We start from the raw sequence: 22,049 nt of genomic DNA, 5'->3' as shown, positions 1-22,049 counted from the left end.
CCTCGGGGGGTCGGCTTTGGCGTAACGCCAAAGCCGTTTGGGGGGCAGACAGCCCCCCGCCCTGCCAACCAATAAGCCGCACAGGCCACTCAGGCTTTCTTCCTGCGCCAAACCGTGCCAGTTTGGGAAAACGCAACGCAAAGGCACCGCAATGCTCATCGTTCAATGGCTTCGCGCCCTGCGCCGCAAACCTGCGGCCAGCTTGCATGAAACGCCCCCAGACCAGACCAGCCTGACCGCTGCGGACGATCATATCCGTGCAGAACATGCCGCGTTATATGAAGAAGCGCGCGCCAATTGGCAGCCCAACCAAGCCTTTATCGACAACGGCGTCCGCATGCATATTGCCGCCAACGATCCCGCCTTTCCCGCCAAACGCGAAGCTGCTGTCAAAGCGATCACCGCCGCGATGGACAAGGTCGCACAGGCGCATGGCCTGACCAAAAAGGCGAAATCCTGGGCCAAAAGCGGCCCGCTCGGCACCGTCTCCATGCATTTGCAGCGCAGCCGCTACGGGTTCGAATGCTACATCAACCTTGGTTTTCAGCCGCTTTCCGAGGCAAGCCATGGCCCTTGGGCACAGGATGATTTTGTGCGCCTCGGCCGCTTTTTCCCAACCGATCTGACGGCCTCCGGTGAACCCGGCGCATTGATCTATCTGGATGTGCATGAAGATACTGCTGCCCTGACGGGTCCGATGCAGGTGCTGGAAAGCAGGGCCCTGCCTTGGCTTCTGGCCCATCTGGAAAACCCGGACGCCTGGCGCGCGCCTTTCCTGACAGGCCCCGCCGCGTTGGATTGATCACCTCAGCCGCAGCCCCGGCTTAGCCAAACAGCGCGGCAAACCCCAAATCCGCAACCACCGTGACCTTGCGCCCCGCCACCGCCAGCAACAGCAGCACCGTCAGCCCCATAATCAGGCAAAGCCGACCCACGGGCAGGCGCCTTCGATCTTTCGGAATGTCGAGCCATTTGTCCATCATTCGGCTTTTACACCGATTTCATGAACAAAAAGCCCATTTTCCAAGATAAAACGCGCAACAAGCCGTTTCCCATCGGGAAACGACCGCAGATGCCCCTTGTATGCCCCGCCTCAGGGTTTGCCCGGTGCCTTGAAGAATGGGCGGTTTTGCGACCGCGCGTCAGAGCCGCCAGCCTCCGAACTCAGGAAACGGATGCTGGATGTCTTGACCTTTGGCTTTAACACAACCGCACAGCCAAACAGGCCAAGCCGGGATTCTCGCTCTGCGGCAGAACATTTTTCGTATTGAGCGTTGCGCGTGCTGACGATGTTCGGTGCGTCTGGTTCGGCCTGCGCCTTGTAATGCAGGCTCATCACGATACACAGGCTCATCACGCCCAAAGCCAGCACAATGCGCTTAATTCCGTCAATCCGGTCTTTCCAATTGCCTGACATAATCGTACCACCTTTCGCAACTCATCCGCATAAGATATGCGAAATCTGTCTAAAATTGGGGCAAACCGGGGCTTTCCTCGGCCACTGCCTTCCTGCTGCACGAGAAAGGGGCCTGCCATGAAATTCACCTTGTCCTGGCTCAAGGATCATCTGGAAACCACCGCCACGCTGGACGATATTCTGTTCGCCCTGACCGATCTGGGGCATGAGGTGGAAGGCGTGGAAAACCCCGCTGATACGCTGGGCGCTTTCCGCATCTGCCGGGTGATCGAGGCTGTGCAGCACCCCAATGCCGACCGCTTGCGCCTGTGCCGGGTGGAAACCTTTCCAAACGGCCCCGGCACCGCCGCAGAAGAGGTGCAAGTGGTTTGTGGCGCACCCAATGCCCGCACCGGGCTGGTCGGCGTGTTTGCGCCCGTGGGCACCCATGTTCCGGGCACCGGGGTCGATCTGAAACCCGGCAATATCCGTGGCGTCGACAGCAACGGGATGCTGTGTTCCGAACGCGAATTGATGCTCTCGGACGATCATGACGGCATCATCGACCTGCCCGCAGATGCGCCTTTAGGCGCGCGTTTCATTGATTATCGCGGCCTCAATGACCCGATGATCTATGTGAAAATCACCCCCAACCGCCCCGATGGGCTTGGCGTGCGCGGTTTGGCGCGGGATCTGGCGGCGCGTGGCCTTGGCACGCTCAAGCCATTGGAAACACCTGAAATCGCAGGCAGCTTCCCCTGCCCGATCAGCATCGAGATCGACGCCGATCTGAAAACCAAGGCAGCACCGCATTTCACCGGGCGCCTGATCCGCGGCGTCAAGAATGGCCCGTCGCCGAAATGGATGCAGGCGCGCCTGCGGGCCATCGGCTTGCGGCCAATCTCGGCGCTGGTGGATATTACCAACTATTTCACCATCGGCCTGAACCGCCCTTTGCATGTGTTTGACGCTGGCAAGGTTGTGGGCAATCTGCACATCCGCCCGGCGACCGAAGGCGAAACCCTTCTGGCGCTGGATGGCAAAACCTATGCGCTGCGCCCCGGCCAGATGGTCATCGCCGATGACAACGGCCCCGAATCCCTTGCCGGGATCATGGGCGGCGAACATTCGGGCTGCACCGAAGACACCACCGATGTGTTCCTCGAATCCGCTTGGTGGGACCCGATCACCATCGCCACCACAGGCCGCGCGCTGAAAATCAACTCGGACGCGCGCTATCGCTTTGAACGCGGCGTAGACCCGGCCTTCACCTTGCCCGGCCTGCATCTGGCCACCCAGATGATCCTTGATCTGTGCGGCGGCGAGGCCTCGGCCATCGTGGTCGATGGTGCAGCCATCAACACCACCCGCCGGTATAAGTTCAACGCCGCGCGCACCGGATCGCTTGTCGGCATGGATATCCCCGAAGCCGTGCAGCGCCAGACCCTGACCGCCTTGGGCTTCACGCTGGAGGGCACGCAGGCGACCCCGCCGTCATGGCGCCCCGATGTGCAGGGAGAGGCCGATCTTGTTGAGGAAATCGCGCGGGTCGCCTCGCTGTCCAAACTGGTGGGCAAACCTTTGCCGCGCACTCAGGCGGGTGTGCCTGCCCCGATTTTGACGGCTACGCAAATCCGCGAACGCGCGGCGCGGCGCACTTTGGCCACACTGGGGTATAATGAATGTGTGACCTACAGTTTCATCGACCAGACTTCTGCCAGTTTGTTCGGTGGCGGCAGCGATGCGGTGCGCGTCGACAACCCGATTTCGTCGGAAATGTCGCATCTGCGCCCCGATCTGTTGCCCGGCCTGCTGCGCGCTGCGGCCCGCAATCAGGCCCGCGGTTTCATGGACTTGTCGCTGGCCGAGGTTGGGCCCGCGTTTTCGGGCGGCGAACCGGGTGAACAACACACCCAAGCCGCAGGGATTCTGGTTGGCCATGTCGCCCCGCGCGATCCCTACGGCTCGCGCCGCCCCGCCGATATCTATGATGCCAAGGCCGATGCCGAAGCTGTTCTGGCCGCCCTTGGTGCCCCTGCCCGCGCGCAGATCAACCGCAAGGTTCCGGCGTGGTTCCATCCCGGCCGCGCAGGCACGATTGCGCTGGGGCCGAACACACTTGCCACCTATGGTGAAATTCACCCCAAGATCGTGGCCGAGCTGGACCTGAAAGGCCCCGTAATGGGCTTTACCGTCTATCCCGCCAATGTCCCGCAACCAAAGACAAAAACCACCATGCGCCCTGCCCTGACCCTAAGTGGCCTGCAAGCGGTGGAGCGTGATTTCGCCTTTGTCGTCGATACCGGGGTAGAGGCGCTAATCGCGCTGAACGCAGCGCAAGGGGCTGACAAAGCGCTGATCGAAAGCGTGCGCCTGTTTGACCAGTTCACCGGCGAGAAAGCCGAGGCGCAAATGGGCGCGGGTAAGAAATCCATCGCGCTGACCGTGCGGTTGCAACCGACCACCGCCACCCTGACCGACAAAGAGATTGAGGCCGTTTCCGCGAAGATCATCGAAAAGGTCAGCAAAGCCACAGGCGGCACCCTGCGCGGCTAAGCCATCCGGACAGGAAGCAAAAACGGGGGTGGCCGCAGGGCCGCCCCTTTTTACTGGCCGCGGCTTATCACCACCCGATAAAATCCCGGATCAAGGTTACCAATTGGAAAGGAATTTTCCGTAGCTATGGGGGCAAGGGCAGAACGCCCGCAAGCGGTGGGAGCCCTTATGCTGACCTGTCTACGTTTTCGCATCGTGCTAATGGTGGCTGTTTTCTCACAGGTCTGGTTTGCCGCTTCCGCCTCGCCCTCGCAGCAATGCGATCAGGCCGCGCGCTATGCGGCGGCTGAAACCGGGGTGCCACTTTCAATCCTGCGGGCGCTGACATTGGCAGAAACCGGCCGGAAACCTTCGGCCAACGCGCCCTTCGGGCCTTGGCCTTGGTCGGTTCACGCCGGCGGACAAGGTTATTGGTTTGACGACGCTGAAACTGCCCTGCGGTTTATCAACACAAAGCGCGCCGAAGGTCTGACCAATATTGATGTCGGGTGCTTTCAGCTTAACCTGCATTGGCATGCCAAAGGGTTCAGCGACCTTGCGGCAATGATGTCGCCGAAGGAAAACGCGCTCTATGCCGCGCAATTTGTGCACGCGTTGTATGAAGAAACCGGCGATTGGCGCCGCGCTGTTGGCCACTACCATTCGCGCACCCAAAGCAAGGCCGAAACCTATGTCGCGCGGCTGGAAACACTTTACAACCGCTATATCGGCACCCAACCCGCAGCCCCGCAACCCAGCCCCCCAGAGCAACGCCCCACCCCGCAGGTGAGCGAACGGTATGGTCTTGTTTCCGCACGCGCGCCTCTGGTGCAGTTTTCGCGCAAATCCGGTCCGATCATCGGGGGGCTGAAATGAAATCCCTTTCAATGCGGACGATTTTTCAACCGACCATCCTGCTGGCATTGGCCCTGATGGCCGTGATCGTAATGATGGTTTTGCCGGTGCCCGCATGGATGCTGGATATCGGGCTGGCACTGTCCTTTGCGCTGGCAATCCTGATGTTCACGGTCACGCTTTTCATCCAACGCCCGTTGGAGTTTTCGGCCTTCCCGACCATCCTTCTGGCCTCTTTGATGCTTCGGCTGTCGCTGAACGTCTCCTCAACCAAGCTGATCATCGGGCAGGGCCATACCGGCACGGATGCCGCTGGCGATGTGATCCAGGGCTTTGCCAATTTCATCATGGGCGGGTCAGTTCTGCTGGGCGTGGTGATTTTCTGCGTTCTGCTCATCGTGAATTTCGTTGTGATCACCAAAGGCGCGGGCCGTATGGCCGAGGTGGGCGCGCGCTTCGCCTTGGATGGGATGCCCGGCAAACAGCTTGCGATTGACAGCGATATGTCTGCTGGCGCGATCGACCATGCCGAGGCAAAGGCGCGGCGCGAAAACGAACTTGCGGAAACGAATTTTTTTGGCTCTCTGGATGGGGCCTCAAAATTCGTCAAAGGCGATGCGGTCGCGGGCCTGCTGATCACCCTGCTAAACATTGTCATGGGGCTGATCATCGGCACTTTGGTGCATGGGATGCCGCTGGGCCTTGCCTTTGAAACCTATGCCATTCTGACCATCGGTGATGGGCTTGTCAGCCAGATCCCGGCGGTTGTCATTTCTATCGCCGCGGCCTTGCTTCTGGCGCGGGGTGGGGCGACCGGGGCGGCAGATGTGTCGTTCTTTGCGCAGCTCGGTCGCTATCCCGGCGCGCTGGCCACGGTCGCGCTGCTGATGGCGCTGTTCGCGCTGGTGCCGGGGCTTCCTTTCCTGCCCTTCATGATCGGCGCGCTTATCCTCGGCGGCACGGCCTATTGGGTGGCCGGTGATGCCGCGCGCAAAGCCATTGAACCGGAGGAGGAGGCCCCCGCCCCTGTCGAACGCCGCATCGGTGATGTGCTGGATTTTGATGATATCCATATCGAATTTGCGCCTGATCTGGTCTCGATGGTGTTGGACCCCGCGACTGGCCTTGATACGCGCATCCAGAATATGCGCAACCATATCGCGAGTGCCTTCGGGCTGATCCTGCCGGAAATCCGGCTGACGGATGAAGCGTCTTTGCCACCCGGCTCTTACCGGATCCGCCTGCAAGGGGTTGAACAGGTGCGCGACCGCCTGATGCCAGACCGCGTGCTTGCGCTTTTGGCAGATGGCCTGCCGCCCCCCGATGGGATTGAGGTGCGCGAACCTGTCTATGGTGCCCCCGCAAGATGGATTCCCCCGGATTCCCAAGAAGACGTGTCGATCATGGGCTTCACCGTCGTCTCACCGACCGAGGTGCTGGCGACACATCTGCTGGAGGTTCTGAAAAGCAATCTTTCGCGCCTGCTCACCTTGCGCGGATTGCGCAAGCTATTGGATGAATTCGCAAATCTGTCAGACCAAAAGCGGTCCGAAGCAAACCGCCGCCTGCTGGATGAACTGGTGCCAGATAAGGTGCCCGTCGATCTGCTGCTCGCTGTTTTACGGCTGTTGCTGGAAGAAAGGGTGTCGATCCGCAATCTTCCCCTGATCCTTGAAGCCATCGCCGAGGCGCGTGGAATGGGCACACCAGAAGCCATCTGCGAACATGTGCGCCAACGGCTCGGCTTTCAACTTGTCGCAGGCTTGCGCCGCGAAGATGGCACCTTGCCCCTGATTCAACTCGCCCCGGAATGGGAAAAAACCTTCTCGGCCCATCAGATCGACGGTGAGAAGGGGCAAAAAGATGTCGCGCTGCCACCCGAACAATTCAGCCGCCTTGCCAATAATCTTGCCGAAAAACTGAACAAAGCCGCTGAAAGTGGCATACAGCCCGCCATCGTCACCTCCACCTTGCGCCGCCGTTTTTTGCGCACAGTGCTGGGCGCGCGTGGCCTGTCGACTCCCGTTCTGTCTTACGAGGAAATTGGTGTTGAGGCACGGCCCGCGATGATTGGCCAGGTCGCGGCATGACCCCCTTATTCTCCCTGCTGACCGAATACACAAACTTGACCCAAGACTGGCTTTGGGCGGCGTTCTTGGTATTTTTGCGGGTCGGTGCGGCGATGGCTTTGGTGCCTGCGTTTGGCGAACAATCGGTGCCGCAGCGGGTTCGCCTGGCGCTGGCCCTGTGCTTTACCGCTGTTGTATTCCCCGCCATTGCCCCCCAGATCGGGCCATATGATGGCCCTTTCCTTCTTCCCATCGCAGGCGAAACCATCGCCGGACTTGCCATCGGTATCGGGTTGCGCCTGTTCGTTTGGGCCTTGCAGATCGCAGGCACCATGGCCGCACAATCCACCTCGCTGTCCCAGTTGTTCGGCGGGCAAGGAGCAGAGCCGCAGCCGGCAATGTCAAATCTCTTCGTGATGGCGGGATTGGCATTGGCTGTAATGTCCGGGCTTCACGTGCAAATCGCCAAGCTGTTCATCCTCTCCTATGAAGCAATGCCCGCAGGTGAGCTGCCCTCGGGCACAACCCTTGCCGCTTGGGGGGTGCCGCAGTTCAGCCACGCTTTCGCATTGGCCTTCTCCCTTGCCGCGCCTTTTGTCGCAGCCTCGGTCATCTACAATATTGCACTTGGCGTCATCAATCGCGCCATGCCGCAACTAATGGTCGTCTTTGTCGGTGCCCCTGCGCTGACTTTGGGTGGCCTCGCACTACTGGCTGTAGCCACACCGCTGCTGCTAGGGGTCTGGCAACAGGCCTTTCACGCCTATCTGAACGCCCCCTTTCTGGTGACGCCATGAGCGACGAAGAAGACGGCGCAGAAAAGGAACACGAGGCCTCCCAGAAAAAGCTGGATGACGCACGACAAAAAGGCGAGATTCCGCGATCTGCAGACCTGATCTCCGCCGCGTCCTATGCAGGGTTCTTGCTGGCCGCAACGGCGCTGGGCGGAAGCGCCTTGCTTGCCGCGGGGGAAGGGGCAACCTCGCTTCTGGGCCATTCGGATCACCTGGCGAAAGTGCTTTTGGCAGGTGCGGGCCATGGGGTAGGCAGCCTGTTCGGCGCAATCGTTCTGCCACTGGCCCCGTTTTTCCTGCTTCCTGCGTTGGCGGCGATGCTGATGATGATCGCCCAGCGCGCGATGCTGTTCACCCCGTCGAAACTCGCCCCAAAGCTTAGCCGGATATCCCCCATATCCGGTTTCAAAAACAAATTTGGCCGTAAAGGCTTGTTCGAATTTGTAAAAAGCTTCGTGAAGCTTACTGTGATCTCCTGCCTGCTTTTTGGCTTTCTGATGCGAGAGTCTGAGGACTTTATCGGGATGATCTATCTGACACCGGGCGTCTCAACGGCAATGCTGATGGGCAAAATCATGGGGTTTCTGACCTTGATCGTCCTCATCGCGCTGACCATCGGCGGTATTGATTACTTTTGGCAACGGGCCGAGCATCTCAGATCCAACCGCATGTCGCGCAAGGACATGATGGATGAACACAAGAACTCCGAGGGCGACCCGCATATGAAGGCCAAGCGCCGGCAAAGAGGGCAGGAGATTGCAAATAACCGTATGCTGGGCGATGTGCCAAAAGCCGATGTGATCATCGTGAACCCAACCCATTACGCCGTTGCGCTAAAATGGGACCGCAAAAGCGGTCGGGCGCCGATCTGTCTGGCCAAGGGCGTGGACGAGATCGCGGCGCGTATCCGTGAGAAAGCCATTGAGGCTGGCATCCCGCTGCATTCGGACCCGCCAACCGCCCGCCTGCTGCATGCGTCTTTGGAAATCGGCGACGAAGTGCATCCCGATCACTATCGCGCTGTTGCCGCAGCCATTCGTTTTGCCGAAGCCATGCGCAAGAAAACACGCCGGAAAGGAGGGGCGCAGTGACCCGAAAGAAAGATCTTGCACGGCTGGCTTCCCTGTCTGGCCTGATCCTTGATCAGAAACTTGCTGTTCTGCAAAGCCTCGCGGCCGAACGCGAGGCAAGCTTGCAACGCCTGCGCGATCTCGCTCAGAACAATCCGGGGAAATATGAGACCCCACAAGACGCACAGGTCGCTTTGCGCTACAATCGTTGGGCTGACGCAAGACGGGCGGACATCAACATCACTCTGGCCCGGCAAACTGCGGAATGGCTAGACGCAAGAGCAGAGGCAAAACATGCGTTTGGACGGGCCGAAGTTTTGCGACAGCTACAGGGCAAAGAAGCGAAATAGCCTGTCAGGTATCTTGCCGGGCGATATTGGAAATGAGCACATCGGTCACAAGCGCGCCCATGGTTTTCTGGGCCGCTTCTAGCAAGGCCTTGCGAAGCAGGATCAGATTGGCACCATCGGTGAACACCCCTTTGAAACCGCCAGCATTCGCGTGGTCAAACAAAACCTGAAGCAAAGCGTCGCGCAGCTTCGGTTCCTTCGCGAAAACCGCTTCGGTGCTGCCAATCGATACCTCGACACTGAGGGCAAGAATGACCAGAGAGATCACACGCCCGTCTTCGACCACCGGCACGACAAACTGATTGTTCAGCTTCACGAACTCCGTGACAGCGGGCGCCTCCTCAACATGCTGTGGGTCAGGCTCCACCTCTTCGCTGGCCGGGCGGAGCATTACCCCTGCACCCACGCCAGCGCCCAGACCGAAAAGAACAAGAAAAACAGGGATGAGCTTTTTCATGGGACCCTTAGAATGGCAAAACGGTGTCGGTGATCTGTTGGCCATAGCGAGGCTGCTGCACATCCGTAATCTGGCCACGCCCCCCATACGAAATGCGCGCACCTGCGATGCGATCATATGTGATCTCATTCTGCCGCGAAATATCCGCCGGGCGCACATAGCCTGTCACGATCAACTCCCTGAGTTCGAAATTGACACGAACCTCTTGCTGGCCCTCGATGCGAAGAACGCCGTTTGGCAGCTCTTCAACCACCGTCGCCGCGACCCGCAAGGTCAGTTTTTCATTCCGCTGCACCGATCCTTCACCGGAAAACTGCGAATCGGACGAGGTCTCCACTGCGCTACCCATGCTCGCCCCCTCTGGCAATTTCTCATTCAAACGCTGCGGAATACCGAACAAGGAGGGGATACCCATGCTTTGCGATCCGCTTCTGCTGCGACCCGAGGAGTTCGAAATCTCAGCCTTTTCATCAATCTGAATGACAACCGTTAAGATATCACCACGATGACCCGCCCGACGATCGCCGAACAAGGAGCCGCTATTTGCCGTCCAGAGCGATGATGCCTCGGTCGGTCCATCTGGTTCTGCAAAGGCCGGCATGGGGTTGGAATACATCGCATGATGTTGGTAGCTCCCCTCCACCGGAGAGAATGCGGGGGCCTTGCCGACCTCGCCCAGTTTGGAACATGCGGGAAGAAGAAGGATCGCAAGCAGCAAATAACGCATATTCATTAGCCTCTTAGGGGTTTGAGCCGACGTGGATGGCACCATCTGGGGCAACGCGCCCCGCAACGATCGTCCGAGAGGACAGGTTCATCACGCGGACCGTTTCGCCTAGGCCGGCACGGTCAAGCGCCCGGCCTTCGGTGGTGATGCCAAGCCCACCCGCGGTGTAGACCAGTGTCACGATCTGGTTCCGCTCCAGCAACGCGGGAGGGCCGATATCTGCGGGGCGAATCGCCCGGCCGGGGTAAAGCGTCACCCGGGCTTCTTGCCCGATTGCCGCCCCTGGTTCTGCCAGAGCCCCCGCAATCGCAGCATCCACCAGCGTCACATCGGCCGCAGACAAGACGGTCTGCGCCCGGATAACTCGTGTGGCGATAAGGCTTTCTGCTGCCAATGGGGTAGCGCAAACCAATGCAATCCCGACAAGTTTCAACATCAGCGCAACTGGGTTGTGGCCGACAACATCTGGTCGGCAGCGGTGATCACTTTGGCATTCAACTCATATCCCCGTTGCGCTTTGATCAGTTCAGTTACCTCACGGACCGCATCGACAGAGCTTTCCTCCAGATAGCCTTGTCGAAAGGTTCCCAAACCATCTTGCCCCGCCGTGCCCTGTTGCGGCGGCCCGGAGGCAGGCGTTTCGACAAAGAGGTTAGACCCGATCGCCTCCAGCCCCTTTTCATTCGTGAAACCGGTCAGCGACAACTGACCCAAAAGCTGCGGCTGCACCTGGTCGGCGAAATAGGCATAAACCTCGCCCTCGGCGTTGATAGACAAGCTGCGCGCATCAGAGGGAATGGTAATCCCTGGGTTCACCTCATACCCTTCGGAAGTGACGATCAACCCATCACCGGTGCGCTTCAATCCGCCATCGCGTGTGTATCCGGTTGTCCCCGAAGGCAAGGTCACCTCAAGATAACCCTTCCCTTCAATCGCGACATCAAGATCGCCGCCCGTGGCGGACAAAGACCCCTGCGCCAGCACCACCGAAACGGCAGCGGCCCGCACACCAAGGCCAAGCTGCACCCCTGTCGGCAGCATTGAGCCATCTTGCGCAGATACAGTGCCGGGGCGGGCCAATTGCTGATAATGCAGATCTGCGAAATCCGCACGGCGGGCGTTGTAACCTGTTGTCGACATGTTCGCGAGGTTGTTGGACACAACATCGACCCGCATCTGTTGAGCGGCCATCCCGCTTGCGGCAATCTGTAAGGCTTTCATGGTTTTCTCCTATCGGCCAAGGGCTTGGATGACGCTGCGCATGCGCTCATCTTCTTTGTCCAGAAAGCCTTGGCCCAGTTCATAAGCCCGCTGAACGGCAATCATCCGGGCGATTTCGGAAATTGGATTCACGTTACTTTCCTCTACAAAGCCTTGCAGAATCGTGCCCCCTTCCAGCGGCTCCACCCCGTCGCTTGCGAAAACGGTCCCGCCTTGGTGCGACAGTTTCAAAGGATCAGTGGGCTGCCACAGACCAATCTGGGCCAAGGGCTGCCCATTGGCCGAAAGCGTGCCATCAGTGGAAATGGCAACCGTCCCCGCATCTGGGGGCACAAAAATAGGCGCACCACCCAGATCGAGCAGGCGATGGCCATCGGGGTTGACCAATTCGCCTTCACCATTCGGAGTAAAGCTGCCCGCACGGGTCAAGGCTTGCCCCTGCGCGGTTTCCACCAGAAAGAACCCGTCCCCTTGAATAGCAAGATCGAAGGTGCCACCGGTTTGCGATAACCCAGCCTGACGCAGGTCAATATGGCGGCCATTGCCGTTTGCCATCGAAAGTGAGGGGGCACCCTCCATCCGTTTGATATATTCCGAAAACACAACGCCTTCGCGGCGAAAGCCCGTTGTTGAAATATTGGCGATGTTATGCGCCACAACCTGCATTTCGCGCATCAACCCCGACTGGCGGGTCAAAGTGGTATAGAGCCCGGACTCCATGGTCAGCCTCCTGCGATCAAGGGGATCAGACGATCCGTGAAAAAACTGATCAGGGTCGAAGTCATGAAACTCATCGACACCCAGAACACGATCAGCATCGCGCCAACTTTTGGCACGAAGGTCAGCGTCATTTCCTGCACACTGGTCAACGCCTGAAACAGGCCAACCGTCACCCCAGCAATCAACGCAACAGCCAGCAGCGGCGATGAAATCATGACCGATATCCAGAGCGCTTGACGTAAAGTGTCGAAGATGACGCCTTCGGTCATACCGGCATCCGCAGGATTTCCTGATAGGCCTCGACAACCTTGTCACGCACAGTCACGACCGTCTCAACGGCGGTTTTGGTCGAGGCAAGCGCTTCGACCAAAGCATGCGGATCGGCATCGCCTGTCATAGCCTGTTTTGCGGTGTTTTCGCCTGCCATAAGGGTGTTGGCAAAGCTTTCCGCGAGTTTTGCAAAACCGCCTGCGGCTTCGTCAGACGATGGCTCTGGTGCCGCCGCCTGACGTGCCTGTGCATAGCTTTGCGCTGCAAGTGATGTTTTAATATCCATTCTGGATCTCCTTTATCCGCGTAAAATTTCGAACAGGCTTTGCGTCATTTGACGTGCCTGATCGAAGAGTTTGAGGTTCGCCTCATAGCTGCGCTGCGCTTCACGCGCGTCAGCAATTTCGATCACCAGATCGACATTCGAGCCGTCATAGTGACCGGAGTCATCCGCCAGTGGGTGGCCAGGATCAAAGATTTTCACAAGGTCGCTGCGGTCCAGCCGGACAGGGCCGGGCCGCACGCCCTCACCGTCCACAGCATCCCGAAAGCTGATGGTTTTGCGGTGGTAACCGGGGGTATCGGCATTCGCGATATTTTCGGAGACATGGCGCAACCGCTGCGATTGCGCCTGCATCCCCGAGGCCGCGACCGACATGCTTTTGATGAGATCAGACATAGTTTACCGCCCCCGCCCAAGTGCCAGCCGCAAAATGTCGGAGGTGTTGCGATAGATCGACAAGGCCATGTCATGCTGCTGGCGCACTTCAGCCGCTTTGACCATTTCGGTTTCCAGCGAGACGGAATTGCCATTAGGCGAATCCGATATGCGCAGCACTTCCGCCTCGGCCATACGGGTGCCGCCAGCGCCGATATGCCCTGCCCGCGTGCTGCGCAGGCCAGCGCCGTGTTGCTCGGCATAGGTTTTGGCAAAATCGGGCAAATCCCTGGCTTTATAGCCGGGGTTGTCCGCATGGGCGACATTCTGGGCGATGACTCCCATACGTTGCCCTGCATGTGCCGCCAAAGTTTGCGCCATTCTGGTTATCTCTAGCTTTTCGAACATCGGGGCTTCTCCCTCGATTACAGTTCACTAAGGCTTAAGGGTGATTCCTTTAGAAAGGGTAAGCGTGAACAGAAGAGGAACCCCATGACAGATATTTTTGACACCCTGCGCGCCAGAATCTCGCAAATCCCAGTGACAAGGCGCGTAGGCCGCGTGATGGAGCTGGCCGGCGGCACCCTGCGCGTTGCGGGCCTGTCCAATGGCACCGGGCTTGGCGACCGCGTTGTGATTCGCGGGGCAGATTGCACCATCGGGGGCGAAGTTCTGCGCCTGTCCAAAACCGGGGTAACGGTGCTGCCCGATGGGCCGAGCGAGGGGCTCTCAATAAATGATACGGTCGAAATCGCTGGTCGTGCCGAAATCGCGCCGGACAGCAGTTGGATTGGTCGGGTCATTGACCCTTTTGGCCGCCCGATAGATGGCTATCCTTTGATGCCCGGCTTGCATCCCCGCGCCTTGCGGGCGCCCCCGCCACCACCCGCCGAACGGCGCAGCCTGGGGGCGCGACTTGAAACCGGGACCGCGGCGTTCAACACCCTGCTGCCGCTCGTGCGCGGGCAGCGCATCGGCCTTTTTGCCGGCTCCGGTGTTGGCAAATCCTCGCTGCTGGGGAAGTTCGCGCGCGGGGTCAGTGCCGATATTGTCGTGATCGCGCTTGTGGGCGAGCGTGGCCGCGAATTGCGGGAGTTTACGGAAAACGTGCTTGGCCCCCAAGGGATGGAAAGGGCGATTGTGGTCACAGCGACGTCTGATCAGTCACCACTGGTCCGGCGCCGCTGCATGTGGACAGCCATGGCCGTGGCTGAGCATTTTCGAGATCAAGGCCTGCATGTGCTTTTGTTGGCGGACAGCGTCACCCGCTTTGCTGAGGCGCATCGTGAGATTGCATTGGCCGCAGGCGAAGAAGGCAATCTGCGTGGCTTTCCGCCCTCAACCTCGCACACGATCATGTCACTGGCGGAACGTGCGGGCCCCGGTGTCGAGGGCAGCGGTGATATTACGGCCATCTTCACCGTTCTGGTGGCCGGGTCTGATATGGAAGAGCCTGTTGCCGATATTTTGCGCGGCGTTCTGGATGGGCATGTGATCATGGATCGCAAAATCGCAGAACGCGGGCGTTTTCCTGCGATTGATCTGCTGCGCTCGGTCTCTCGCAGTCTGCCCGCGGCCGCGACAGAAGAGGAAAATGCGCTGATCGCGGGGGCGCGCCGCCACATGGGCACATGGGAGCGGGCGGAACTGATGATCCAAGCGGGTCTGTATAGCGCAGGCTCGGACCCGGCGGTCGATGCGGCAATCAAGGTCTGGCCCGCGCTTGATGCCTTTCTGGCAGAGGATGCACCGCAAGGGATCAAAGGCAGCTTCACGCGGCTTGCCGAATGTCTTGCCCTTGCAGCCCGCCGATAAAGCGGGCTGCAAGTTGACTCAATTCTGAAGCAGGGTCAGCGCGATGGAGGCGGAAGACGTGCTGGAGAAACTGGCCAGCGCCTCTGATCGGATCAGGAACTTGCGCACCAGATCCTCCATTTTGTCAGGGTCAGTGAATTGCGCGACCTCGTTGGACCCAAAAGCTTTCTCAGCCTTGGTCTTCAGCGTCGAAAGCTGCTGATCAAGGTCAAGCGAGGCAAAACTGCTTGGCAGGCCCAAGGCCTTTTCAAAGACCTCGCGCAGGGGCGCGCTGCCCATGATGGTAAACCATTTGGTATCATTGCCACTGCTTTTTGCAGCCAGCGTCGCCAGCTCACGCTCTGCGTTCAAGGCGAGCCTCATATCGTCGTTCTGCTCGCCCACGGCGGCTTCGAACTGCCGTGTGCCATAGGCTTCCAAGGTCTTATCCGCAAAGTCAGACAACTGCGTGCGCGGGATGGAGTAGTCGCCAAAACCAAAACCCGAAGACAACGCAAGATACTGTTTATCGGCCAGTTTATTTGCAAGCGAATCGGATGACAGCGTGCCGTCTTCCAGAACTTTTTTGATGAAAAACGTGTTGTTGATGTCATCATCAAGCCCGTAGGCGCCCAGCGCAACCGATAGCAGGCGCCGATCAGAAACGAGGTCCTCTGCGGTTTTGATCGAACCGATCTTGGCCCGGAAATAATCCTCATCCCGGGCCAGACTTGGGGTGGCGACAAACGCCTCTTTTTGTTCGGCCATCGTTCGTTTCAGAAAGGTCCAACCGGAATAGCCGCTGAAGGGAACGATAGGGCTAAAGCTCATGACGGGCAGGCGGCGAACAACCGCTCCTCCCGCGGAAGCAAACCCCGCAAGGCCTTCAGCGCTTGATAGTGGTTGCCCTCCAGCACGCCTGCACTCGCCTGGTTCAACAGAATTCTGCTGTCATGATCCGATAGGACCTGACTCAACTGCTCGATCCCGCGCAAAAGCTGCATCCGCGCCTGCTCCGGCTCGGCATCACCCGACAGAACAAGTTGCGCAATATAGCAAACACGACGGACGGGTGTGTTCACCTCCTCTGGGTGGATTGCATCGCGAAGGCGCAGAATATGCGCGTTCGGGGTCATGATCGCCAGTTTTGATCGCCGGTCGCCATTCTCAATCACCGCGCCATTGATCAAGACCCGCTCATGCGGACCGAGTTTGAGAACGAGCCCGGTCATGCACCACCACCAGTGCCACGCAATCCACGCATGACCGCTGTGTTGATATCCACCAGAACCTCGGCGCTTGCGGTGCCGTTCAGAACCTCTTTGCTATGGGCCGCCGTAAACTCATGCAGATAAAACAGCTGCGCGCGCAACTGCTGAGGCAGACCGTTCCCGGAATCGGCAACATCAATGGCCAGGGTGCGCCACAGGGCCCCGTTTTCATGCAGCGCGGAAACAAGGGCCGGGTAATTCTGTTTGCGTTGCGCCCAAGCCATCGACAGTCGGCGCGTCACGCGGGCAAAGAGATCATATTCAACCGCCCGCGCATTGCGACCGGGGGCGTCTGGGCGGGTGTAGGCATCATGTGCCAAGGAATTCATCATGTTCACGGCGGGTCCTTCCGGTGATAATTGGGGTCAGAGGAATGAGCGGGGCGTCATTGCGGACGCCCCGCCCCAACCGGAATTACCGGAACAACGACAGGATCGACTGCGGCGACTGGTTCGCAATCGACAGCGCTTGAACCCCAAGCTGCTGCTGCACCTGCAACGCTTGCAGACGCGCGGACGTTTCTTCCATATCGGCATCGACCATCGACCCGATCCCCGATTTCAGTGCATCCGACAGGTTGCTGACGAAATCGGACTGGATGTCGATCCGCTTTTGGGCGGAACCAAAGGATGCAGCGGCATCAATAGACGTGCTGATCATGGTTTCGATGTTCGACAGCGCCGCTTTTGCACCGTCATCCGTCGTCACATCGATGGCATCGAGGCCAAACAAGCCGCCAGAGGCTTCACCGCCACTGGTGACGGTCAGACTCAATGCACGCCCACCGGTTGCATCATCCACAGCAAGCGACCATGCGCCAGTTGTCTTGTCCTGCTGAACGGCCGTTTTGATGCCCGGAGTAGCTTCGGAGTCGATCGCGGTTTTCAACCCACGAGCAACGTCTTCCATCGATTCGCCCTTGCCAGCGGTATAGCTGTAGGACTTTCCAGCAATACCGACGGTAAAGCTATCGCCATTTTGCGGCACAGCCGTTGCCGAGAAGTCAATGGTTTCAGCGCGTTGCTCGACCACAGAGTTTGTGGTGCTATGCGCAAACCCGTTCACGTCGCCATAGGCAAGCTGCGACCCCTGAACCGAGACTTCCATCGCTTCGAACGCGTTGGTGTTCGAAATCGTCAAGGTCCCGGCTGACGCCGATGCCGACACACCTTCAAGCCCCAACGCATTCACAGCGCCTGCAAAGAAATCCGCCATGTCGCTATCGGCGACAACACCATCCGTGGTATAGTTAATGGAGGAGCCGTTGATGTTGATGGAATAGTTGTTGCCGGTTGCCGTCGCCGCAGATACGGCAATCGTGGCGTTTTTCCCAGCAGCGGCGGTCGTGTTCCCAGTGATTGCGGCGGTAGGCGCTGCGGCAGGTGGAGCGATGGAGCCGTAGGAAATGGTTGCCGCAGCAGTGTTCCCAACCTTACCGGCACTGGTCGAAAGATCCTGACGATTGACAGTGATCTGCGAGGCAGCAACCGCGCCACTGCCCGAGCGATCCAGCGAGGACAGGATGCTGACATCATCTGTGCCTTTGACCATATTCAAACCGTTGAACTGGGCTGCCCCTGTCACCGATTTGATCTGATCGCGCAGGGCCGAAATATCCGCCTGAATTTTCTCGCGATCAACGTTGCCTTCCTGCGCCGCAACAATCTTGCCTTTGATCTCGGTCAGAAGATCGGTTGTGGTTTCAGCCGCCTGGCGCGCAACCGAAATGGTCGAGGAGCCCAGAGACAGGCTGTCAGAAATGCCGGAGAAGCCTTTGACATCGCTTTCCATGACCTTGGAAATCGCCCAAACGGCGGCATTGTCTTTTGCGTTGGCAACAGATTTACCGGTCGAGATCTCATTCTGGATCTGGCCCATGTTTTTGTTGATGCCCTTGAGCGTTTGCAAGGCCACCATTGCGCTGTTGTTGGTCAAAATCGAAGACATGTGTAGTCCCTTCTAAAGGCCGGCGCTTTGCGCTCGGCGGAAAGAGCCGTTGAAACGGCGAAAAGGGCATTTTGCCATTGCTCTGAACTCTCTGCCCAAAGCGCCACCCCGTCGTGGGATGCAGGTTCATTGATCGGTCCAAACTTCTAACGGAGTGCTAAGACCGACCCGGAGTTCAGAAGACAATGCAGCGCATTTTATCCAAAGCTTAGAAATCCTTTCAGAATCTCGCCTTCAGCTTGCCAAGGGGTGCACCGATCTTTTGGGTTTTGCCGTCATAGCCATAGGTTTTTCCACCAGCCCGCACCGTGGCGATTTCCGCCAACCGCCGACGCGCAGAGCGCACGCCCCGGCCCGCAGCCTCCAGCCCGGCGGCATTGCGCTGCGCCATGTCGCGCAGGGCCGTCAGCCGTGCGGCATCGGTTTCTGGCCCTAGGTCCGACAGGGCGGCCTCAGTTTCCATCGCCAGTTCTGCCATGGATGCGAAATCACCTGATCTTACCGCTCTCGCTGTCTCAGCCATCACCTGCTCCAGCCGCTCCAAAGCGTTTGTGCTCTTATCCATTCTGCGCCCCCCCATCCACACGAGCGAGCACTTGGAACAGCGCTTCGGTCAAACCGATGCCGCCTGCTTTCACCATCGCTGCCGCTTGCTCATTGCGCAGGAAAGAGGCGAATTGCTCTTCGCCAATACCACCGCCGAAGCTATCGCGCGCCGCACCCAGACCCGCATGGCCCAGCATCTCGGCCAGAAAGGCAGTTTCCAGCTCGGCCGCCTTCGCGCGCAAAGGGTTCGGTTTTTGGGGAACGGCCGCAGTTTGGCCGAGTGGTGGAAGAGATAGAGTCATCAAAAGCCCCTTTATGTTGGATTTTCTGCATTGTGCGCCCTCACGGTAAACAAGCAGTAACCAGTTCCCTGCAAATTGACGGAGAACAGAAAAACCGCACGGCAGAAGTCGAGGCAAAAATGACCAATGTTGATCCACAAGCCATCCTTGGACCAAAGGCCAGCCTAACCAAGCTTGCTTGGGTAAACTTGCCCAAGAACGGTGATGGCGCCTTTTCGGCCTTCATGGCCGAGGTGCTGCCCGTCATGGTAGCCGAATCGGGCGACACCACAGTTTTGGCGGACTCGGATCTTGCGCCACTACGGGACGATCCTGTTGAACCGGACGGGCCGATTGCGGCCGCGCCTGTGGTGTCAAAGGGCGGGGATGGAGAGACAGACCACCCAGCCAACGAAGTCTTGACGAGTTTTCCAGAGGCGACACCAATCAAGGCGGAGAAACCAATTATATCTCCTGACTTGCAGCAGATGCTGGCGGAAGAAAAGGTCGAACCCAAAACGAAAACCGTTACTGTCGCGCCAGTTGCGGCAGATACGGCTGGGGATGTGGATGTGGATGTGGATGTGGTGCAAGCACCGCCCACAACAGATAGGCAAGCACCGATGGTGCCGGCGGGCGCTGAACAAGTGCGCGCCGACCAACAGGCAAGCACAGAAAATACGCACGAAGCCTCCGAACCGGTGAAAAAGACAGAGACAACCGAAGCCCTCCCCCAGTCAGATCAGCCAGCCAAGGTGCCAGTCACCACTGCGGGCCTGCCAGAAAAGGCAAGGGCAGCAGAACAAGTCCCGGTTTTCCCAATTGGGCAGCCACAGCTTGCGCCGACATCTTACGCAACAACGGTTCCGCAACCGGCTGAAAGCGCTGTGCCGTTGGGCGCTGGCATGGAAAAAGCCGAGAAACCAACGACAGGTTTGATCACGGCACAGCCCAAAAAGGCGCAAGGGCAAGAACCAGCCTATCAACGCAGCAAGATCGCGGCTGTTCAATATGTAACTGGCTACGAGATGCCTGCCCCCGCAGATAACGAGGGCGCCCCGCGCTTGCCCACTGTTCCCGTGGCCCTAACAACCGATGCCGATCCTGCCCCGTTTGAGACGTCAGAACAAAAACCGGTGCCAGTTCCTGCCAAACCGACAGAGGGTGTTGCCCCGACCGTCACCCCGGAACCGGTGCACCGGACGGTTCAATCAGACCAGATGCCGCTGACCCCGCCTAAAACCACGCGGCCTCCGCTGCCACCTGCGCCGAGCTTTGACAGCGGCGTGACACCGGCTCCGGCCCCGCTTGGAAACGTGTCTTACAGCTTCAGCGAAACCCGCTTTGATAACGGCGACAAGACCACCGCCGAGGCCGTGCCCCAGCCAAAGGGTCCGGCGATCATCGAGGCTTTCACCCCCATCCCCCAAACATACGCAAAGCCCGACCTGGCCCCGCGCCCCATGCATTCAGAAACCCCGCACCCTGAGGGAACACCGCAAAAACCTGCGCCGCAGGGGGGCGAAAGCCCTGTCGCTATGCCCGCTTTTCCAAACGTGGCCAAGATCGAAGAACCGATAAAGGTAAGGCTCATGGAGGTTGCGAAACCGCTTTCTCCCATGCCAGAGAAGACCCCAGAGCGGCGACAAATCGCTCCGCCGCAGCATCTCGCGACGCCACAAATCCCCGTGATCGCTCCGCCCCGCAAACAAATCGCGGAGGGCAAGGAGGCCGAGGATTCTACCGTTTTCGTGCGGCCCAGCGCCCCAACACAGATGGCTCAAACCCTCTATGCAGACCGGGCCAATGTCGCGCCCCAGCCTGCGCCAGTGCTGCCCGGCTTTTCGGCAAAGCCGCAGCAAAATACATTGACCGAAGCGCCCGAACTACCCACCAACTCACGCCAGTGGGGCGAGGCATTGGGCAGCTTGCCTGCATCGACTGTCCTTCCCGCAACCCCCCTGCCCGGACCAACCGCCGTGGTCGTTCACCAACCGATCTCCGTTTCGGCTGTCGCGACCATGATCAAGGATCACGCAGCGCCGGGCAAAGCCAAAACCATCGAACTCACCCTCGCGCCCGAGGAACTGGGGCAGGTCCGGCTTTTGTTGCAGCCCGATGGCGACAAGATGCGAATCGTCGTGCAGGCGGAACGCCCCGAAACTTTGGAAATGCTGCGCCGCAATACCGAGGCGTTTTCGTCTGAACTGCGGCAATCGGGGTTCGCAAACACCTCATTCACCTTCGGTGGATGGGGCGAGCAGCCCGGAAAATCGGCCATGCCACAGAAAAACAGCGAGGGCGTGCAGACCATCGCTGGCCCTGCCGCTGAGATTCCCTTCCCCACCCCCGCTCCGCGCATAAGCACCGGGTTGGACCTGCGCGTGTAGCGCAACGCACCCCCCTGAAAGGACGACCATGGACATTACCGCAACCACCTCGACCCTGCCACAGAGCACGCAAACCACCTCGAAATCTAACATCTCTTCGGATTTCGACACCTTCCTGAAAATGCTGACCGCGCAAATTCAGAATCAGGACCCACTGAACCCGATTGATTCCGCCGATTACGCCGTGCAACTCGCCACGTTTTCCAGCGTGGAACAACAGACCCTGACCAACCAGAAACTTGACGCGCTGGCCGGGTTGATGAATGTGCAGGGCATGGCCCAGCTTGCGCCTTGGGTCGGCCAAGAGGCACGCAGCGCCTCGCCGGTTTACATGAACGGCACGCCGGTCAGCCTGTCGCTGAAGGCCGATGCGGGCGCAGACCGGGCGGTTCTTGTGGTCCGCGATGCGCAAGGCAACACAGTCGCACGAGAGGATATTTCCCCGACGGCCACCAGCCATAGCTGGGCGGGGGCCGATATCACCGGCACCCCCCTGCCCAATGCCACCTATACGCTCAGCCTGGAAAGTTACCGCGAAGGGGTGCAAACCGGAATCAGCCCGGTTGAAAGCTATGCCCGCATCCAAGAGGTGCAAACCGGTGCTACCGGACCGCGCCTGATCCTTGCCGGGGGTGTCTCTTTGTCTGCCGATCAGATTACCGCCCTGCGCAGCAGCAACCCATAGCACAGGAAAGGCG

General features: G+C 59.1%; 27 protein-coding genes. 10 read left to right on the top strand and 17 right to left on the bottom strand.

The genetic code is table 11. The annotated features are described in order from the left end of the window. Positions 1-151: 151 nt before the first annotated feature. The gene (locus EGN72_RS13720; protein WP_127048497.1) at positions 152-802 is read left to right on the top strand and encodes a DUF4304 domain-containing protein; all 651 of its coding nucleotides are present in this window, start codon (positions 152-154) and stop codon (positions 800-802) included. Between the two features lie 22 nt (positions 803-824). On the opposite strand, the gene EGN72_RS19510 is transcribed toward EGN72_RS13720, so the two are convergent. After that, complete coding sequence (locus EGN72_RS19510) at positions 825-983, bottom strand: hypothetical protein (RefSeq protein ID WP_233587140.1); 159 nt, start codon at positions 981-983, stop codon at positions 825-827. 110 nt (positions 984-1,093) lie between these two features. Further along, entirely contained in the window at positions 1,094-1,417 is a 324-nt protein-coding gene (locus EGN72_RS13715; protein ID WP_127048496.1) for a hypothetical protein, read from the bottom strand. Positions 1,418-1,534: 117 nt separating this feature from the next. Here EGN72_RS13715 and pheT point away from each other — a divergent pair, with 117 nt between their 5' ends. The 6 genes from pheT to EGN72_RS13685 all read left to right on the top strand — a co-directional run bounded on the left by pheT (position 1,535) and on the right by EGN72_RS13685 (position 9,069). Continuing rightward, positions 1,535-3,952, top strand: a complete 2,418-nt coding sequence (gene pheT, locus EGN72_RS13710) for a phenylalanine--tRNA ligase subunit beta (protein WP_127048494.1) — start codon at positions 1,535-1,537, stop codon at positions 3,950-3,952. Positions 3,953-4,120: 168 nt separating this feature from the next. Continuing rightward, a complete protein-coding gene (locus tag EGN72_RS13705) occupies positions 4,121-4,807 on the top strand; it encodes a lytic transglycosylase domain-containing protein (protein WP_127048492.1) in 687 nt (228 codons plus the stop codon). Continuing rightward, entirely contained in the window at positions 4,804-6,876 is a 2,073-nt protein-coding gene (gene flhA / locus EGN72_RS13700) for a flagellar biosynthesis protein FlhA (RefSeq protein ID WP_199743746.1), read from the top strand. Before EGN72_RS13705 ends, flhA begins: the two co-directional genes overlap by 4 nt. Then, positions 6,873-7,652: a flagellar biosynthetic protein FliR gene (locus EGN72_RS13695; RefSeq protein ID WP_127048490.1), complete on the top strand. Its 780-nt coding sequence runs from the start codon at positions 6,873-6,875 to the stop codon at positions 7,650-7,652. Before flhA ends, EGN72_RS13695 begins: the two co-directional genes overlap by 4 nt. Further along, positions 7,649-8,740 carry a flagellar biosynthesis protein FlhB gene (locus EGN72_RS13690; protein WP_127048488.1) on the top strand — a complete coding sequence of 364 codons (1,092 nt, stop codon included), beginning with the start codon at positions 7,649-7,651 and terminating at the stop codon, positions 8,738-8,740. The genes EGN72_RS13695 and EGN72_RS13690 overlap by 4 nt, the downstream gene beginning before the upstream one ends. Further along, entirely contained in the window at positions 8,737-9,069 is a 333-nt protein-coding gene (locus tag EGN72_RS13685; RefSeq protein WP_127048487.1) for a hypothetical protein, read from the top strand. Before EGN72_RS13690 ends, EGN72_RS13685 begins: the two co-directional genes overlap by 4 nt. A 4-nt stretch (positions 9,070-9,073) precedes the next feature. Here EGN72_RS13685 and EGN72_RS13680 read toward each other — a convergent pair whose 3' ends face one another. Genes EGN72_RS13680 through EGN72_RS13640 form a run of 9 tightly spaced genes read right to left on the bottom strand, consistent with a single transcriptional unit; the run spans position 9,074 to position 13,530 of the window. Next, positions 9,074-9,526, bottom strand: a complete 453-nt coding sequence (locus tag EGN72_RS13680) for a flagellar basal body-associated FliL family protein (protein WP_127048557.1) — start codon at positions 9,524-9,526, stop codon at positions 9,074-9,076. 7 nt (positions 9,527-9,533) lie between these two features. Next, positions 9,534-10,253 (bottom strand): flagellar basal body L-ring protein FlgH, encoded by a 720-nt coding sequence (gene flgH / locus EGN72_RS13675; protein ID WP_127048485.1) that lies wholly within the window; start codon positions 10,251-10,253, stop codon positions 9,534-9,536. A gap of 13 nt (positions 10,254-10,266) precedes the next feature. After that, the gene (gene flgA / locus EGN72_RS13670; protein WP_127048483.1) at positions 10,267-10,689 is read right to left on the bottom strand and encodes a flagellar basal body P-ring formation chaperone FlgA; all 423 of its coding nucleotides are present in this window, start codon (positions 10,687-10,689) and stop codon (positions 10,267-10,269) included. Beyond that, on the bottom strand, positions 10,689-11,474 hold the full coding sequence (gene flgG, locus EGN72_RS13665) for a flagellar basal-body rod protein FlgG (protein ID WP_127048482.1): 786 nt from the start codon (positions 11,472-11,474) through the stop codon (positions 10,689-10,691). The genes flgA and flgG overlap by 1 nt, the downstream gene beginning before the upstream one ends. A gap of 9 nt (positions 11,475-11,483) precedes the next feature. Beyond that, a complete protein-coding gene (locus tag EGN72_RS13660; RefSeq protein ID WP_127048480.1) occupies positions 11,484-12,194 on the bottom strand; it encodes a flagellar hook-basal body complex protein in 711 nt (236 codons plus the stop codon). A 2-nt stretch (positions 12,195-12,196) separates the two neighbouring features. Beyond that, positions 12,197-12,463 carry a flagellar biosynthetic protein FliQ gene (locus EGN72_RS13655; RefSeq protein WP_127048478.1) on the bottom strand — a complete coding sequence of 89 codons (267 nt, stop codon included), beginning with the start codon at positions 12,461-12,463 and terminating at the stop codon, positions 12,197-12,199. Continuing rightward, positions 12,460-12,750, bottom strand: coding sequence for a flagellar hook-basal body complex protein FliE (gene fliE / locus EGN72_RS13650; RefSeq protein ID WP_127048476.1), 291 nt, complete (start codon positions 12,748-12,750; stop codon positions 12,460-12,462). Before fliE ends, EGN72_RS13655 begins: the two co-directional genes overlap by 4 nt. 12 nt (positions 12,751-12,762) lie before the next feature. Continuing rightward, on the bottom strand, positions 12,763-13,143 hold the full coding sequence (gene flgC, locus EGN72_RS13645; RefSeq protein WP_127048474.1) for a flagellar basal body rod protein FlgC: 381 nt from the start codon (positions 13,141-13,143) through the stop codon (positions 12,763-12,765). A 3-nt stretch (positions 13,144-13,146) separates the two neighbouring features. Beyond that, a complete protein-coding gene (locus tag EGN72_RS13640; RefSeq protein ID WP_127048473.1) occupies positions 13,147-13,530 on the bottom strand; it encodes a FlgB family protein in 384 nt (127 codons plus the stop codon). An 84-nt stretch (positions 13,531-13,614) separates the two neighbouring features. On the opposite strand from EGN72_RS13640, the gene EGN72_RS13635 reads away from it, so the two are divergent. Next, complete coding sequence (locus EGN72_RS13635; protein WP_127048471.1) at positions 13,615-14,937, top strand: FliI/YscN family ATPase; 1,323 nt, start codon at positions 13,615-13,617, stop codon at positions 14,935-14,937. 18 nt (positions 14,938-14,955) lie between these two features. Here the strand turns inward: EGN72_RS13635 and EGN72_RS13630 are convergent, their stop codons facing one another. The 6 genes from EGN72_RS13630 to EGN72_RS13605 all read right to left on the bottom strand — a co-directional run bounded on the left by EGN72_RS13630 (position 14,956) and on the right by EGN72_RS13605 (position 18,982). After that, entirely contained in the window at positions 14,956-15,747 is a 792-nt protein-coding gene (locus tag EGN72_RS13630; RefSeq protein ID WP_127048470.1) for a DUF1217 domain-containing protein, read from the bottom strand. Further along, the gene (gene flbT / locus EGN72_RS13625; protein WP_127048468.1) at positions 15,744-16,148 is read right to left on the bottom strand and encodes a flagellar biosynthesis repressor FlbT; all 405 of its coding nucleotides are present in this window, start codon (positions 16,146-16,148) and stop codon (positions 15,744-15,746) included. The genes EGN72_RS13630 and flbT overlap by 4 nt, the downstream gene beginning before the upstream one ends. Beyond that, complete coding sequence (gene flaF / locus EGN72_RS13620; RefSeq protein ID WP_370323299.1) at positions 16,145-16,519, bottom strand: flagellar biosynthesis regulator FlaF; 375 nt, start codon at positions 16,517-16,519, stop codon at positions 16,145-16,147. Before flaF ends, flbT begins: the two co-directional genes overlap by 4 nt. Positions 16,520-16,601: 82 nt before the next feature. Continuing rightward, a complete protein-coding gene (locus EGN72_RS13615) occupies positions 16,602-18,134 on the bottom strand; it encodes a flagellin (protein WP_127048466.1) in 1,533 nt (510 codons plus the stop codon). A gap of 220 nt (positions 18,135-18,354) precedes the next feature. Next, positions 18,355-18,699, bottom strand: coding sequence for a hypothetical protein (locus EGN72_RS13610; protein ID WP_127048464.1), 345 nt, complete (start codon positions 18,697-18,699; stop codon positions 18,355-18,357). After that, complete coding sequence (locus EGN72_RS13605) at positions 18,692-18,982, bottom strand: rod-binding protein (protein ID WP_127048552.1); 291 nt, start codon at positions 18,980-18,982, stop codon at positions 18,692-18,694. The genes EGN72_RS13610 and EGN72_RS13605 overlap by 8 nt, the downstream gene beginning before the upstream one ends. Here EGN72_RS13605 and EGN72_RS13600 point away from each other — a divergent pair. Together EGN72_RS13600 and EGN72_RS13595 are read left to right on the top strand one after the other, a co-directional pair. Beyond that, a complete protein-coding gene (locus tag EGN72_RS13600) occupies positions 18,961-21,351 on the top strand; it encodes a flagellar hook-length control protein FliK (RefSeq protein WP_148114250.1) in 2,391 nt (796 codons plus the stop codon). The genes EGN72_RS13605 and EGN72_RS13600 overlap by 22 nt on opposite strands. A gap of 28 nt (positions 21,352-21,379) precedes the next feature. Continuing rightward, complete coding sequence (locus EGN72_RS13595) at positions 21,380-22,036, top strand: flagellar hook capping FlgD N-terminal domain-containing protein (RefSeq protein WP_127048460.1); 657 nt, start codon at positions 21,380-21,382, stop codon at positions 22,034-22,036. Positions 22,037-22,049: the final 13 nt, after the last annotated feature.

This window comes from Pseudorhodobacter sp. E13, assembly GCF_003991405.1.
Taxonomy (GTDB): Bacteria; Pseudomonadota; Alphaproteobacteria; order Rhodobacterales; family Rhodobacteraceae; genus Pseudorhodobacter.
This window is presented reverse-complemented; position numbering and strand designations above follow the sequence as displayed.